The following is a 14,506-nucleotide window of genomic DNA, read 5'->3' on the forward strand; positions in this document are numbered from 1 at the left end:
CGTTCGTGGAGAGATAAAATGGCATCGGTGACCATCAACAATGTGCAGAAGGCTTTTGGGACCGCCAAGATCATCCACGATGTCAGCGTCGACATCGCCGACGGCGAGTTCGTCATCCTGGTCGGACCGTCGGGCTGCGGGAAGTCGACGCTGCTGCGCATGATCGCGGGGCTGGAAACGATCTCGGCCGGCAAGATCGCCATCGGCGAGCGGGTCGTCAACGAGCTCAGGGCGCGCGACCGCAACATCGCCATGGTGTTCCAGAACTACGCGCTCTATCCGCACATGACGGTGGCCGACAATATGGGCTTCGCGCTCAAGATCAAGAAAGCCGACCCGGCCGACACCGCCAGCCGGGTGAAGCGGGCGGCAAGCATACTTGGCCTGGAAAAGCTGCTCGACCGCTATCCGCGCCAGCTTTCCGGCGGCCAGCGGCAGCGCGTCGCCATGGGCCGCGCGATCGTGCGCGACCCGCAAGTGTTTCTGTTCGACGAGCCGCTCAGCAATCTCGACGCCAAGCTGCGGGTGCAGATGCGGGGCGAGATCAAGGCGCTGCACCAGCGGCTGGGCACCACCACGATCTATGTCACGCACGACCAGATCGAGGCCATGACCATGGCCGACAAGATCGTCGTGCTGCATGACGGGCTGGTCGAGCAGATCGGCGCGCCGCTCGATCTTTACGATCGTCCGGCCAATCTGTTCGTCGCCGGGTTCATCGGCTCGCCATCGATGAACTTCATCCACGGCCGCATCGAGGAAGGCGTGTTCCGCAGCGCCAGCGGACTGACGCTGCCGCTGCCGCATGACCTCCACCCGGCGCGGGTCCCGGACGGCGAGCTCGTCTACGGCATCCGTCCCGAACACATCCGGGCACGCAGCGAGGGCATTGCCGGCACCGTGACGCTTCTGGAAGCGACGGGCTCGGAGATCTTCGCCACGGTTGATTGCGGCGGCGAGGAAATCTCCTGCCTGTTCCGCGAGCGGCTTAAGCTGAAGCAGGGCGAAACGGTGCGCATCGAGGTCGACCGCGCCAGCGCCCATCTGTTCGCGGCGAACACCGGCCAGCGCATCTGAACGCCTTAAGGCGGGACTTGCCCGAAGCGTCCTAGTGGCTTCGACGGCGCTTGGCCGCTCGAACCGATAGCGCCAGCTTGCCGGCGCGCGCCGGCGGTGCTTAGGTGCGCCGTCAATGGGCGGGGCGTGCCGTGGATCAGCGATCTCAGTCGCCGGGGAAAAAAATCATCCGGACAACCGTAACCGTTCGATGAGGTCGGCGTCCGACTTCCCGGCGCGGCACCGCTTCGTCCTGGCGGCGGCACGGCTGCTGATCACGCTACGTCACCCCCTGCTCGTGGTGCGATTTGCAAGAAAGATGGGTTATTGGCCCAATCCCGCCGCGCCCGAGCGCTACAATGAATGCATGCTCTGGCGAAGGCTGATCGACCACAATCCGTTGTTCGTCACGCTGTCGGACAAGCTCGCCGTGAAGGAGTATATCCGCGCCGTCTGCCCGGAGCTGGAAGTGCCGAAGACGTTGTGGCGCGGCCGCGACCCCGACGACATCCCGTCGGCGCTGCTCGCGGGCGAGGCGGTGGTCAAAGCCAACCATGGCTGCGACATGAACATCTTCGTCTCGGGCGGCCAGCCGGATCGCGCCTCCATCGTGCGTCAGCTGAGACGATGGCTGGGCAAGCGCCAGGGTCGCCGCAACAGCGAGTGGGCCTACTGGCCGATCGTGCCGGAGGTATTCGTCGAGGAGATGCTGCCGCTCGCCGGCGGTGAGATCGCCACCGAGATCAAGGTCCAGGTCTGCAGCGGCGTCGTCTGCCATGTCCGGGCCGAAGACAAGAAGGCGCTCAAGTCGCGGCTGTTCGATCCTGACGGCAACTCCCTGGCGGGGCGCGACATCGACTATCCGCGCGAGGATCAGGCGCTGCCCGTCACCGCCCGCCTTGTCGAGCTGATCAGGCAAGCGGCCCTGATCGCGCCGCGTGTCGCCGGCGATCTCGACTATGTCCGCGTCGATTTCCTGGTCACGCGCGAGCGGCTCTACGCCGGCGAGATCACCGTCTATTCGGCCGGCGGTTATGCGACCTGGAGCAATCCTGCGATCATGGCGGACATGGAGCAGCGCTGGCGGCTCGATCACTCGGACTATCTGCGGCGGCGGCATTCCGGGCTTGCCAGAGTCTACGCCGACGCGCTGCGCTCAAAATGCCTGCGGGCCAACGGCAGTCCGGAACCTGTTGCGGTCGCCGAAATCCACCCGCCGCTGGGTGTGCCGGATCCGCACGACGCCTGAACGGTCCGACTGGCAGCGTGTGCGGGTCAATGACTGCGTGCTGCAAACCGTCATGAAGGGGGTTGCGGCCGTGGGCGGCAGCGTCCTGCCAGGCTTCGGCGGCTCGCTGGCGATGGTTGGGGATCGGACGCGTCGGCCGGGTTCTTTCGAACAGGATCTCGACCGCGCGCGTGGACGATCACCGCACCGGCGGAAACATCAATCCTTTGGAGCCCAGAGCGCCGCCAGGGAGCAAATCGAAGACCTGCGAGCATCCCAATCGACACGGGGTGCTATCGACACGGCTTTCGAACGCCGTGCCGATCAGCCTTTGCTGGCGGAATGTGATCCACCATGTCCACCAAGGGGACGAGGCCCACTTTCATTCACTGTATGTGCACGACGACGTAGCGTCCGCCGTAGGGTTGATAATACGTGCTGCCGCAGTGCCACAGCACGGTGCCGTTGATCGTGGTCTTCACGCACGCTGCGGGGAGCCGGGTCACGTAGATCGTCGAGCGGCGGATCGTTCGGCGTGTGGTACGCCTCGCGACCCCTGCGACACTGCCTGGTGTGAGCGGACGGCCAACTTTCGCCTGCGCGTTGCCAACGAAGGGCGCGAACGGGATAATCGCGTCGGCCAGATCGGCAAACATCAAGGCAACGACGATTCCGGCGGCGCCGGTCAATCTCAAGCTAGATCTCGTCATCTTGCATCCTCCCAAGAACTCGCCACTCAGTGCGTTTTGACTGGCCGACGACCACGCGCCCGGCGCGAGCCTGCGCCAACCCAAATCAGCGGACCTGCTCGCTGACCCAGCGAGCCCGAGGCGGTGCGTTATAAGCATTTTAGAATGTACTAATTCTCGAGCGCGACTTCTATCCGGATTGCGCAAACCCAGTCGAACTGCTTGCACTGATGACGTGGCGCAATTTCTCGGCGCACCTTACGCCCTGGTCACGATCTCCCGGCACGCTGAAGCGTTTCCTTGGGAGACTCGCCGAAGAACAGCCGATAATTCGCGGCGAAGCGGCCCAGATGGGTGACCCCCACGTCCATAGCGATCGTCGTAACGCTCAAGCCGTTGGCGCGAGCCGTGACAAGGAGCCGTCTTGCTTCGTTGAGGCGGAGCGCTCTTATGAATTCGAGCGGGGTTACCGCGAACGTGGTGCGAAAGGCGTATTCGAGCTGTCGACGGCTGACACCGATTTCCCGGCACAGTCGAACAATGGGTATGTCTTCCCGGATATGAGTGCGAATGAAATCCTCGGCCGCCGACGCTTGTCTAAAGTGGCGACTCGCGCAATCGACTGTTCCGCTCCCGCGACTGTCTGCCCCCGCGAAGGCGTCAGCCACTGCCCCCAGATATTCCTCGAACGCAGCTGGAGGCTGCTCCGGCAAAACCGACTCGCTTCCGACTGTCCCGAGGTAGTCTGCCATCGACTTCATCTGGCGTCGGATTCTTTGCGCTTCCTTGGTGGCGAGCCGAATTGCCGAGGGGAGATTGTTGATCTTCTCGATAACCATCCCCGCGGCAACCAACTGGATTTCCATCCAGGTCGCGGTGGGAACAATGGCGACAGCGTAAGTGAGGCCGGGCCGGACCGTAGCCGTCACACCCGTGCCGGCAGGGATTGCCAGGATCAAGTCGTCTTCGAGCGGAACGCCGCATATTGTCGACCCACAGGCCCGCTCGATAGCCACTAACGCCACCGAGCCTGGATCGAAACCGCCTCTGGCGCGGAAGGCGCAATTGAATTCTGGCAGGTCGAGCGCCCACTTACCGGGGGACTGGATTTGCCGGATGCGCGAGGGACGCCAGCCTGCCGAAAGCCTGTCGACCTCCACGGGCAGACCAGAGGCGGCGCTGGTCAGGTCGTCTGGGCCAAGCAGCACATCCCTGTACGAAGGCGATGAAGGCCACGTGGTCACGCAAGGCGTCCTTTGCGCAAAGTGGATAGAAGAACGACTATATTAGGTTTAGCTTAAGCGTAAATTGCGCGAGATCAATTGGCACTTAGGTACCCCGACGAACGGCCTAGCGGGGATAGACCATGCGGCCAAGTTGACAGAGCGCAAAGCGAGGGTTCATCCAGTATGGAAGAGAAACCTCTGCTTGGCGTAGTTCGGGCAGCAAAAACGATAAATGGGGACGATGATGAAGAAATTTCGTTTGGCCGCCCTGGCAATGGCAGGTGTATTGGGACTTGGTGCGGCCAATGCCTTTGCAGCAGACATCGCCAAGCCACAGGATGAAGGTTGGACCTTCACTGTCGCCCCGTATCTGTGGGCATCAGGAATCAAGGGCGAAAGCGGCCTCTTCGGATTCCCGCCTCAGGATGTCGATGTGAGCTTCAGCGACGTGCTGCAACACCTCAAATTCGGGTTCATGGGGCTCACGGAAGCCCGTAACGGGCCTTTCACAATCAGCACGGACATAGTCTACGCCAAGCTCGACGCCAACATCGGCACCCCGCAAGGAATACTCGCCTCGAATATCGATGCGACGGTGAGCACTTTCATGGGAACGGCGCTAGGCGGCTACAGCGTTTACTACCAGGATGGGACGAATTTCGATCTCGTGGCCGGCGCCCGCCTTTGGTCGGTCGACAACAAGTTCGACTTCAACGGCGGTGCGCTTGGTGGCAGCTCAGCGAGCGACGGCGATACGTGGGTCGATCCGGTGATCGGCGCCAAATTCAAGGCCGATGTCGGCAATGGAATCTACCTGGCCGGCTGGGGCCTCGTCGGTGGTTTCGGCGCAGGGTCCAAATCGATGTGGGATGTGATGGGCGGCGCCGGCTATCAGTTCAACGACAAGATGTCCATGTTCGTCGGCTATCGGGCCGTGCACGACAATTACAGCCACGACGGCTTCGTGAACAAACTCACTCAGCAAGGTCCGATATTGGGGCTCACCTATCAATTCTCGCCAGCCCATCCGGGATAGGAAGGGATTGACATGAAGTTGTTGGTCCGCGGCGCGGCTCAACTTCATCTATGCCAGCGCCAAATTCTTGCTGATGGCTGCGGTCGCACCTGCCCCGAGGCTGCATCGGCGGGCTCGTCAAGGCTGAAACGCAACGTCTGTGTGGGAAAGCGATGCAGGCCGGGAGCCAAAAAATGCATCCTTTGCGCAAAGTGGATAGCAGTACGGTTGTATTAGGAATAACTTAAGCCCGAATAGCGCGAGATCAAACAGCGCGGGAGCATCGCCGACCAACGGCGAGTGGGGCGCATGAACAGACAGGACCATTTCGGAAGCATGCGCAGTGGACATCGAGCCCGCTGCAGCAAGCATGCCTTGTGGAGGTGGCCGCTTCCCGGACAGGCCATGACGGTGTTGGCCACCCTATTTCGGACTCCAAGAGATTTTCGCGCAGGCAGGCGGCCGTGTGGATGCCAAACCCTGTGCGCTGCCTCCTGGGTTCCTGGAGAATGATCGGCGACAGAACGCCAGACGCGCATTTGTTTTGAGTAGGTCCGTATACACAGAGCAGGGGCACAACATGAGCAACGATCGCGACTTCCCGGCTGAAGCCGGTACAACCAACAGGATCACGCGGCGGGATGCTTTGATGGCCGGCACGGCGGCTGCCGTTTCGCGATTTGCCGCGCCAGCCGGCCTTTCGGGCGCACTCGCCGGCCTCGCCGGTGTTCAGGTTGCCGCAGCCCAGCCCTCGCAGCCCAACATCGTCTTCATCGTTGCGGACGATCAGGGCTGGAAAGACGTCGGCTACCACGGCTCAGACATCAAGACGCCCAACATCGACAAGCTTGCCACTGAAGGGGCGAAGCTCGAAGAATATTATGTGCAGCCGATGTGTACACCGACGCGCTGCGCCCTCATGACCGGCCGCTATCCGCTACGCTATGGCATGCAGGTTGGCGTTGTCCCCGCTGCAGGAACCTATGGCCTTTCGCTTGACGAAACCCTCCTTCCGCAAATCCTCAGAGACGCGGGCTATCGGACGGCAATGAGTGGCAAATGGCACCTCGGCCATGCCAAGACGGCCTACTGGCCGAAACAACGTGGATTTGATTCATTCTACGGGGCCACCGTCGGCGAGATCGACCATTTCAAACATTCCTCGCACGGCGTCGCGGACTGGTACCGCAACAACAAGCCGATCAAGGAGCCGGGCTTCGACAACACCCTGTTCGGTCAGGAGGCCGTCCGGGTCATCAAGGCCCACGATCAGAAGAAGCCGCTGTTTCTCTACCTCGCCTTCACCGCGCCCCACACGCCGTTCCAGGCGCCGAAAGAATATCTCGACCGCTATAAGAACATTACCGACGAGAACCGGAGGGCCTATGCCGCGATGATCTCGGTGATCGATGACGAGGTTGGGAATGTCGTGGCCGCGCTCGAGAAGAAGGGGATACGCGACAATACCCTCATCGTTTTCATGAGCGACAATGGCGGCGTCGTCAATTCGATGTTCACCGGTGACTCCAAGGTGGAAGGCAAACTTCCCGCCGATAATGGTCCCTATCGCGACGGCAAGGGTACTCTCTATGAGGGAGGCACGCGCTCGGTTGCCTTCATGAACTGGCCCGGCAAGATCAAGCCCGGCGCCTTCAACGGCCTTATGCACGTCGTTGACATGTTGCCGACACTGGCTGGGCTGGCTGGAGCCAAGCCCGGCAAGGACAAACCCCTGGACGGCATGGATATGTGGCCGGCCATCAGCGAGGGCAAACCTTCGCCCCGCACGGAGATTGTCTACAATGTGGATCCCATGGTCGGCGCGGTGCGTGAGGGCGATTGGAAACTGGTGTGGGCCGCGGCGTTGCCGCAAAAGATAGAGCTTTTCAATTTGGCACAGGACAAATCGGAAGCCACCAATCTGGCCGACAAGAACCCTGATAAAGTCAAGGAGTTGCAGGCAAGGATTACGGAGCTGGCAACCCAGATGAAACCCCCGCTGTTGCTGCTGGAAGCCATGCGCTTGACGTTCTTCACACCGTTGGTGACGCCAAGCCCGGAAGAGATGTTCGCTGCGGGGGACTGAAAGGCAGATGAGTTCGGCCGTTTAGACGAGACGCCCGATGACTGAGGCACGACTTACCGCAAAGCCAGCAATCTCGTCGCACGGCGATATGGCCTGGATTCCCGGCGGTGAGTTCCTAATGGGCTCCGACGACCACTATCCGGAAGAGGCGCCGGCGCATCGTGTCGTGGTCGGCGGCTTCTGGATGGATCGCACCGCCGTCACGAATGCTGAGTTCAGGCGCTTTGTCGAGGCCACCGGCTACGCCACGCTGGCCGAGCGACCGGCAAATGCCGCGGACTATCCCGGAGCCAGCCTTGAGTCGTTGGCACCGGCTTCGGCCTTGTTCGTCCGGCCTTCACGCAGCATTGATCGCGGCAATCACTACGACTGGTGGGCCTATGTGCGCGGCGCGAATTGGCGGCATCCTCGCGGGCCTGCCAGCGGACTCAAAGGGTTCGAAAATCATCCCGTCGTGCACATCGCTTACGAGGACGCGGAAGCTTATGCGAGCTGGGCAGGCAAGGAGCTTCCGACAGAGGCCGAATGGGAGTTCGCCGCCAGGGGCGGGCTGGAAGGAGCCGAGTTCGCATGGGGCGACGACCTGACCCCGGGTGGCCAGCATATGGCCAACACCTACCAAGGCGAGTTCCCGTTCCGCAACGATTGCGAGGACGGCTACGAATGGACGTCTCCGGTCGGCTCGTTTCCGGCAAACGGCTATGGGCTCCATGACATGGCCGGCAATGTCTGGCAGTGGACAACTGACTGGTACCAGGAGCACCGCCGCATCGACAGCCCTTGTTGCACGATGGCCAACCCGCACGGTGCCGAGCGTGAGGCAAGTTACGATCCGCTGACGCCCGACATCAGGATTCCGCGCAAGGTGACCAAAGGCGGGTCTTTCCTGTGCGCGCCAAGTTATTGCCGGCGTTACCGGCCGGCCGCGCGCATGGCGCAAGCTGTCGATACGTCCACTTGCCACCTCGGCTTCCGTTGCATCGGGCGTTCGTCGTGAGGGAGCGTGCGCTACGCTCGACAGCATGACCGCCCGGAGAGACGAGCGGCGAATTGTTCGACGGTCGGGCGACCGCCGAAACTGGCTTGCGAGGTGCTGAAGAGGGGGAAATCGTGGGCACGACGGCAGAAACGGATGTTACTTCGTTGATTTCGGGCTTCGAGCAGCTGGCCGAGCGTTTCGTCTCCGGACTGTTCGCGCGGGTTGCGGCTTTGAGCGACGTGCCTGTCGAGTTTGAAAACCTGAGGGCCTCGCTCGCGGCCAGCGGAACATCTCTCCTTGCGCTCCTGTTCGAGATTGTGCTGGTTGTTGCGCTCGTCGCGGGCGTGTTCATTCTGTTCGCCGGTCGGTTCAAGAAGGCGGCTGCCGCAAGTAGCGCATGGCGCAGATTCTTCGCAGGCGTGGCGGCTGCTGTGGTGGCGCTGGCGATCGGTTTCATTGCCGCGCGGCTGCTGGCCGGTTCTGGCGCACCTTTGCAAACCCTTCGCCTTTGGACGATGGCGACCGTGCTCGGCTTCGTCATCCTCGCCGCCGTCAGATCACTGTTGATGGCATCGCGGCGAACCGAGTTCGCGGAGCGCTCCGTCCATCTGGCGGCGCTCGTGCGCGACCTCTCGCTTGCTATTGGCCTGGCGATCATCGCCACCACGCTGCTCGCGACGTTGCGGCTCTGGAGCGTCGGGCCGGCCCTGGGGGATCTGCTGCGGACAGGTTTGGCAATTCCGACCTACCTTATGTTTGCATGGGCGGTATGGCGGCACAGGCGCACAATGGCGGCCGCCGTCGCCGGTCCGCGTCCCAGAAGCCGCTGGCGAACCCGTCTCGCCAAAATGTGGCCGGCAGTGGTGATCGCTTTCGTGGTAGTCACCTTCCTCAGCGCTCAGGCCGCGCTGACCCTGGGAACATCGCTTCGTGGGCCGGCCGTCCTGGTGACCGCGTTGCTGTTTCTCGCCGCGCCTCATCTCGACGCAATGATCGGGAATTGGGCTCAGCGCGGGTTGGAGTCTCCCGACATCTCGATCCTGGCAGCGGCGGGGCGACAGACAGCCCGCTTCACCGTCGTGGCCATCATGATCGCCATGCTGGGAACGCTATGGGCGACTCCGCTGGCTGCCGGGTTCGGCATAGATTTGCGAGAGGTCGCCAAGGGCGCATCCGGGGTTGCGCTGATCATGTTGGTGGCGGCGTTTCTGTGGAATGTGGTCGGCACAGCGACGGCTCGCGCCTTGCGCGCGGAGTTGCCCGCCGTTGGTGACGACGAGATGCTGGGAGCGCCGCGTTCACGGCTGGGCACGCTTGTGCCGCTGATCAGCGGGATCGGCAAGTCGAGCATTCTGGCCTTGGCACTGCTCTCGATCCTGGTGTCGATCGGGATCAATGTCTGGCCCCTGATCGCCGGTTTGAGCGTGTTCGGGCTGGCGATCGGCTTCGGCTCGCAGACGCTTGTGAAAGACCTGGTCTCCGGGCTGTTTTTCCTGATCGACGACGCATTCCGCTTCGGCGAATATATCGAAACGTCAGGCGCCAAGGGGACCGTGGAAAAAATCTCGGTCCGGTCGGTTTCCCTTCGCCACCAGCGCGGTGCCTTGGCGACAATCCCCTACGGCGAGATTGGCAAGATTCAGAATTTCAGCCGCGACTGGATGATCGAGAAACTGACCTTTCGCGTTGCGTTCAACACCGATGTCGAAAAAGTCCGCAAGATTTTCAAGAAGATCGGCCAGGATATTTCGGCCAACCCGGAACTTGCTGGAGATCTGCTCGAGCCGTTCAAGAGCCAGGGAATTGCCGAGGTTGAGGACGGCACGCTGGTTATCCGGGCCAAGTTCAAGGCAAAAGCGGGCAGAAATTTCATGATCCGCCGCGCCGTTTTACTCGCCGTGCACCAGGCATTTCGGGAAAACGGCATTCAGGCCGTCCCAAAGCCACTGACATCCAATCCCGGAGCAGCCTGAGCAAATTCCGAGACGATGGCGCATTCGCGATATCCATTTCGCGACACGGACGTTAGTTTCAGTGAACATGTCTCAACATCCGATCAAGCGCTCGCTCGTCTTCTTTATGGTGCCGGATTTCACCATGGTCGCCTTTGCGACTGCACTGGAGCCGATCCGCATCGCCAACCGGATGCTCGGTTACGAAGCCTATAAGTGGCGGCTGGCCAGTATCGACGGGCAGCCCGTGCCCGCCTCGAGCGGCGTGTTGTGCGCGGTGGACACGTCGTTGCAGGACGAGCGGCGCATGATGGCCGGCCCCGACAGGCCATCGATGGTCATCGTCTGCACCGGCATCAACATCGAGCGCTATTCGAACAAGCCGGCTTTTGCCTGGTTGCGTGAGGAACATGATCGCGGCGTTGCGATCGGCGGCCTCTGCACCGGCGCCCATGTGCTGGCGGCTGCCGGGCTGCTCTCCGGCAAACGCTGCGCCATCCATTGGGAAAACCTGCCGGGCTTCGCCGAGGCATTTCCGAATGCGCATGTGTTTGCCGACCTCTTTGAGGTCGATCAAGACATCTACACATGCGCCGGCGGCACGGCCGCGCTCGACATGATGCTGAAGCTGATCGGCGATGATTTCGACGAAGATCTGGTCAGTCGCGTCTGTGAGCAGGTGCTGACCGATCGCGTGCGCGGCGCAAGCGACGGCCAGCGGCTTCCCTTGCGCGCGCGGCTCGGCATTCAGAATTCAAAAGTGCTGACCATCATCGAGCTGATGGACGCCAATCCGTCCGAACCGATATCGATAAGCGATATTGCCAGGCAGGTCGGGCTGTCGCGACGGCAGATCGAGCGTCTCTTCCGCGATGAGATGGGGCGCTCCCCCGCCCGCTACTATCTGGAGATACGCCTCGAGCGCGCACGGCATATGCTGATCCAGTCATCCGTGCCCATCGTCGAGGTGGCCACCGCCTGCGGCTTCGTTTCGGCGTCGCATTTTTCCAAATGCTACCGCGAACTCTACGCCCAAACCCCGCAGCAGGAACGGCTGGAGAGGAAATACCCCGCCGCCTCATAAGCGTCATCGGTTTTGCCACGCCGACGACAGGTTCGGCCAGGCAGCCGTGCGTGCGTCCACGGGCTTGCGCAGCGACCAATCCGGCTGGCTCGACAAAGGGTTTCGCAGAGGGTGTTTTTGACGCGCCATGGCATGGCGTGCCTTTGCCCGGGTAGGTTCTTCCCTACCCGGGATCTGCCGGTTCCCCACTGACCCGCCAGATTCCTCCCATCCTTGCCTGCCCACCCTTTCTACCCTGACGGGTGTGGTGGCGGAGGGCCTAATCCGACACTTCGAAACGGCGCCAACGGCGGACGCTTCAGCGTGCGCCGTCCGCGACCCTGGTCTCGCAGGAGGTCGGGGTCTTTGACGTCCAAGGGGAGTTTTTCAGGAACTGGTTTCGAAATTGATTTGGGAGGTCACGCATGTCGACTACAAGCAGGTTACGGGGCATAGATACGGCGGTATTCTGGCCGGCCCTGATCATAACAGCCGCGTTCATTTTATGGGGAGCCGCTGCCCCGGATAGCCTCGCCTCCGTGACGAACGCCACGCTCGCGGCCATCATCAATGGTTTCGGATGGGGCTTTGTCGTATCGACGGCTATGTTTCTGGTCTTTGCCGGGTTCCTGGCGATCAGCCGTTTCGGCAAGATCAGGCTTGGAGCCGACGACGAGCAGCCGGAGTTCACTACAGTTTCGTGGGTGTGCATGATGTTCAGCGTCGGCATGGGCATCGGACTGATGTTCTGGGGGGTTGCCGAGCCGGTTTTCCATTTTGGCGCGCCGCCTCACGGGCTGGCCGCCCCGCAGTCCAAGGAAGCTGCGCTGATCGCGATGGAATATGCCTATTTTCATTGGGCGCTGCACCCTTGGGCGATCTACGCCATTGTCGGTCTGGCGATCGCCTACTTCACCTACCGCAAGGGCCTGCCCATCCTGATATCGAGTGCATTCACCCCCTTGCTCGGCGGTGCCGTCAACGGGCCGATCGGCAAGACGATCGATATTCTGGCCCTCATCGCCACGCTGTTCGGCACGGCGACATCGCTCGGCCTCGGCGCACAGCAGATCAACAGCGGTCTGAATTTTCTCTGGGGAACCGGCGAGGGGACAGGCATTGCGCTTGCGATCATCGCCGTGCTGTCGGTGCTGTTCATCCTTTCGGCAGTGTCCGGTGTCGGCAAGGGCGTCCAGTTCCTGAGCAACATGAACATGGTTGTCGCCGCCGCCTTGCTGCTCTTCCTGGCCGTCGTCGGACCAACCGTCTTCATCCTCAACACCTTCACCGAAGCGCTCGGCGAATACCTGACCAACCTCGTCACGATGTCGTTCCGCACCGCCGCCTTCAGCGACGGCAAATGGCTGAGCAGCTGGACCATCTTCTACTGGGCGTGGTGGGTTTCCTGGGCGCCTTTCGTCGGCGTTTTCATTGCCCGCATTTCCAGGGGGCGGACGATCCGCGAATTCGTCATCGGCGTTCTGCTCATCCCGAGCGGCGTGACCTTTCTCTGGTTCACCATCATGGGCGGCACCGCGCTGCACTCCGAACTGATGGGGGTCGGCGGACTTGTCGAGGCGGTCAACACCAAGGGCGCCGCCATCTCGCTGTTTGCCCTGCTCGAGCAATATCCGGGAACAGCGATCACCTCGTTCGTCGCGATCTTCCTTGTGGCGATCTTCTTCATCTCGGGAGCCGATGCCGCCTCGATCGTGATGGGCATGCTGTCGTCACGCGGCACGCTCGAGCCCGCGCGCATCGTTGTCGTCCTGTGGGGCGTCCTTGCGGGAGCGTCGGCCTGTGTGCTGCTGGTGATGGGAGGTCTGGAGGGCCTGCAGACCGCTTCGATCATCGCGGCAGCACCCTTCCTTGTCGTCATGGTCGGGCTGTGCATCTCGCTGTGGATGGCGCTGCTGGACGACCTCGAGGGGCGGAGTGAACCCGTCTCTCTGTTGCCCGACGCCCAGCCTGTCGCCGCAGCGGCAGAGTAAACCGCAGCACCGCCATCCAGACGGCCGGCAAACCGCATCTGAAAACGAACTTCAGGTGCGGTTTGCCGTTCCGCGCCAGCCGGCCGGCGCTCCTCATCGTCGTCACCAGCAGCGCGACAAGATCAAGCCAAAAGCAAATCCAACCGGGTGCTCGAGGGAAGGGCAAAGATGATAACCGATCCGCAAATCTGGCTCAGCCTGCTGACGCTTACAGCGCTCGAAATCGTCCTGAGTGTCGACAACCTGGTCGTGATCTCGGTTCTGGTCAGCAAACTTGCTCCCGAGTTGCAGCCAAAGGCGCGGTTTCTTGGAATGACGCTGGCCCTGGTTCCGCGACTGGTCCTGCTGCTGTTCATCGGCTGGATCATCGGTTTGACCGAGCCTTTGTTCGAGGCCTTCGGGCACGGCTTTTCCGGGAAGGATCTCATCCTGGCAGGCGGCGGTCTGTTCCTCATCTACAAGGCCACCCAGGAGATACATGCAAGTCTCGAGGGAGAAGAGGGCCACATCGGCGCTACCGTGCGCGCAGGTTTCGTAGCCGTCGTGTCGCAGATCGCCCTGATCAACCTCGTGTTTTCCATCGACTCGATCGTGACCGCCGTCGGCATGGCCAACCAGATCTGGGTCATGGCCGTCGCTGTCGTCGCGTCGATGGCCGTCCTGATCGCTGCCGCCGGACCGGTTGGAAAATTCGTCGATGCCCATCCCACAGTGAAGATGCTGGCACTCGGCTTCCTCATCATGATCGGCATGACGTTGGTCGCGGATGCCTTTGGCGTCCATGTCCCCAAGGGTTACATCTATTCGGCGATGATTTTCTCGATGGCGGTCGAAGGCGTGAACATGCTGCACCGCCGAAAAGCCAGGCCGGTTCATTTGCACAATCAGTATGGGCCGGAGGCTGCGGTTGCGGCCAACGACGGATACGCGCGATCCGCGCCGGTCGCTCAAACAAGCAAACAGGAAGCCTGACGCGCCGCGGCGTATTTCTCGGCAAGTGCCTGAAAATTATGGTGATCCCGACAGGAATCGAACCTGTGACCTACAGATTAGGAATTTGTCAGATGTCATATGCTGTCGTTTCTCGCTGCGCGCCATAGTACGATTTGGATCCCGTAATACCTTAAACTTGTTGCATTTTTCGTACTGCGCAGCTATTGTGGCGTAGACATACCAACAGATCGAATTCAGCGCAATCGCCGTACTAATGCCGTACTAGCT

Annotated in this window: 11 protein-coding genes; 9 read left to right on the plus strand and 2 right to left on the minus strand. The window is 61.6% G+C overall.

The window, feature by feature from the left end; translation table 11 throughout:
- Nucleotides 1–18: 18 nt before the first annotated feature.
- Nucleotides 19–1,077, plus strand: coding sequence for a sn-glycerol-3-phosphate ABC transporter ATP-binding protein UgpC (ugpC, locus tag EN738_RS04630; protein ID WP_127282665.1), 1,059 nt, complete (start codon nucleotides 19–21; stop codon nucleotides 1,075–1,077).
- Nucleotides 1,078–1,267: 190 nt separating this feature from the next.
- Nucleotides 1,268–2,305 (plus strand): ATP-grasp fold amidoligase family protein, encoded by a 1,038-nt coding sequence (locus EN738_RS04635; protein WP_189605756.1) that lies wholly within the window; start codon nucleotides 1,268–1,270, stop codon nucleotides 2,303–2,305.
- 365 nt (nucleotides 2,306–2,670) lie between these two features.
- Here the strand turns inward: EN738_RS04635 and EN738_RS04640 are convergent, their stop codons facing one another.
- Nucleotides 2,671–2,940, minus strand: a complete 270-nt coding sequence (locus EN738_RS04640; RefSeq protein ID WP_245478422.1) for a hypothetical protein — start codon at nucleotides 2,938–2,940, stop codon at nucleotides 2,671–2,673.
- 302 nt (nucleotides 2,941–3,242) lie between these two features.
- Nucleotides 3,243–4,217 carry a helix-turn-helix domain-containing protein gene (locus tag EN738_RS04645; protein ID WP_127282668.1) on the minus strand — a complete coding sequence of 325 codons (975 nt, stop codon included), beginning with the start codon at nucleotides 4,215–4,217 and terminating at the stop codon, nucleotides 3,243–3,245.
- Between the two features lie 226 nt (nucleotides 4,218–4,443).
- On the opposite strand from EN738_RS04645, the gene EN738_RS04650 reads away from it, so the two are divergent.
- The 7 genes from EN738_RS04650 to EN738_RS04680 all read left to right on the plus strand — a co-directional run bounded on the left by EN738_RS04650 (nucleotide 4,444) and on the right by EN738_RS04680 (nucleotide 14,257).
- A complete protein-coding gene (locus EN738_RS04650) occupies nucleotides 4,444–5,235 on the plus strand; it encodes a hypothetical protein (protein WP_127282669.1) in 792 nt (263 codons plus the stop codon).
- 559 nt (nucleotides 5,236–5,794) lie between these two features.
- The gene (locus tag EN738_RS04655) at nucleotides 5,795–7,300 is read left to right on the plus strand and encodes an arylsulfatase (RefSeq protein WP_127282670.1); all 1,506 of its coding nucleotides are present in this window, start codon (nucleotides 5,795–5,797) and stop codon (nucleotides 7,298–7,300) included.
- Between the two features lie 37 nt (nucleotides 7,301–7,337).
- The gene (locus EN738_RS04660) at nucleotides 7,338–8,297 is read left to right on the plus strand and encodes a formylglycine-generating enzyme family protein (protein WP_245478380.1); all 960 of its coding nucleotides are present in this window, start codon (nucleotides 7,338–7,340) and stop codon (nucleotides 8,295–8,297) included.
- Between the two features lie 53 nt (nucleotides 8,298–8,350).
- A complete protein-coding gene (locus EN738_RS04665; protein ID WP_127282671.1) occupies nucleotides 8,351–10,252 on the plus strand; it encodes a mechanosensitive ion channel family protein in 1,902 nt (633 codons plus the stop codon).
- Nucleotides 10,253–10,319: 67 nt separating this feature from the next.
- Entirely contained in the window at nucleotides 10,320–11,315 is a 996-nt protein-coding gene (locus EN738_RS04670; RefSeq protein WP_348627102.1) for a GlxA family transcriptional regulator, read from the plus strand.
- A 404-nt stretch (nucleotides 11,316–11,719) separates the two neighbouring features.
- Nucleotides 11,720–13,285 carry a BCCT family transporter gene (locus EN738_RS04675; RefSeq protein WP_127282673.1) on the plus strand — a complete coding sequence of 522 codons (1,566 nt, stop codon included), beginning with the start codon at nucleotides 11,720–11,722 and terminating at the stop codon, nucleotides 13,283–13,285.
- A 168-nt stretch (nucleotides 13,286–13,453) separates the two neighbouring features.
- On the plus strand, nucleotides 13,454–14,257 hold the full coding sequence (locus EN738_RS04680) for a TerC family protein (RefSeq protein ID WP_127282674.1): 804 nt from the start codon (nucleotides 13,454–13,456) through the stop codon (nucleotides 14,255–14,257).
- Nucleotides 14,258–14,506: the final 249 nt, after the last annotated feature.

The sequence above is a fragment of the Mesorhizobium sp. M4B.F.Ca.ET.017.02.2.1 genome (assembly GCF_003998955.1).
Lineage (GTDB): Bacteria > Pseudomonadota > Alphaproteobacteria > Rhizobiales > Rhizobiaceae > Mesorhizobium > Mesorhizobium abyssinicae.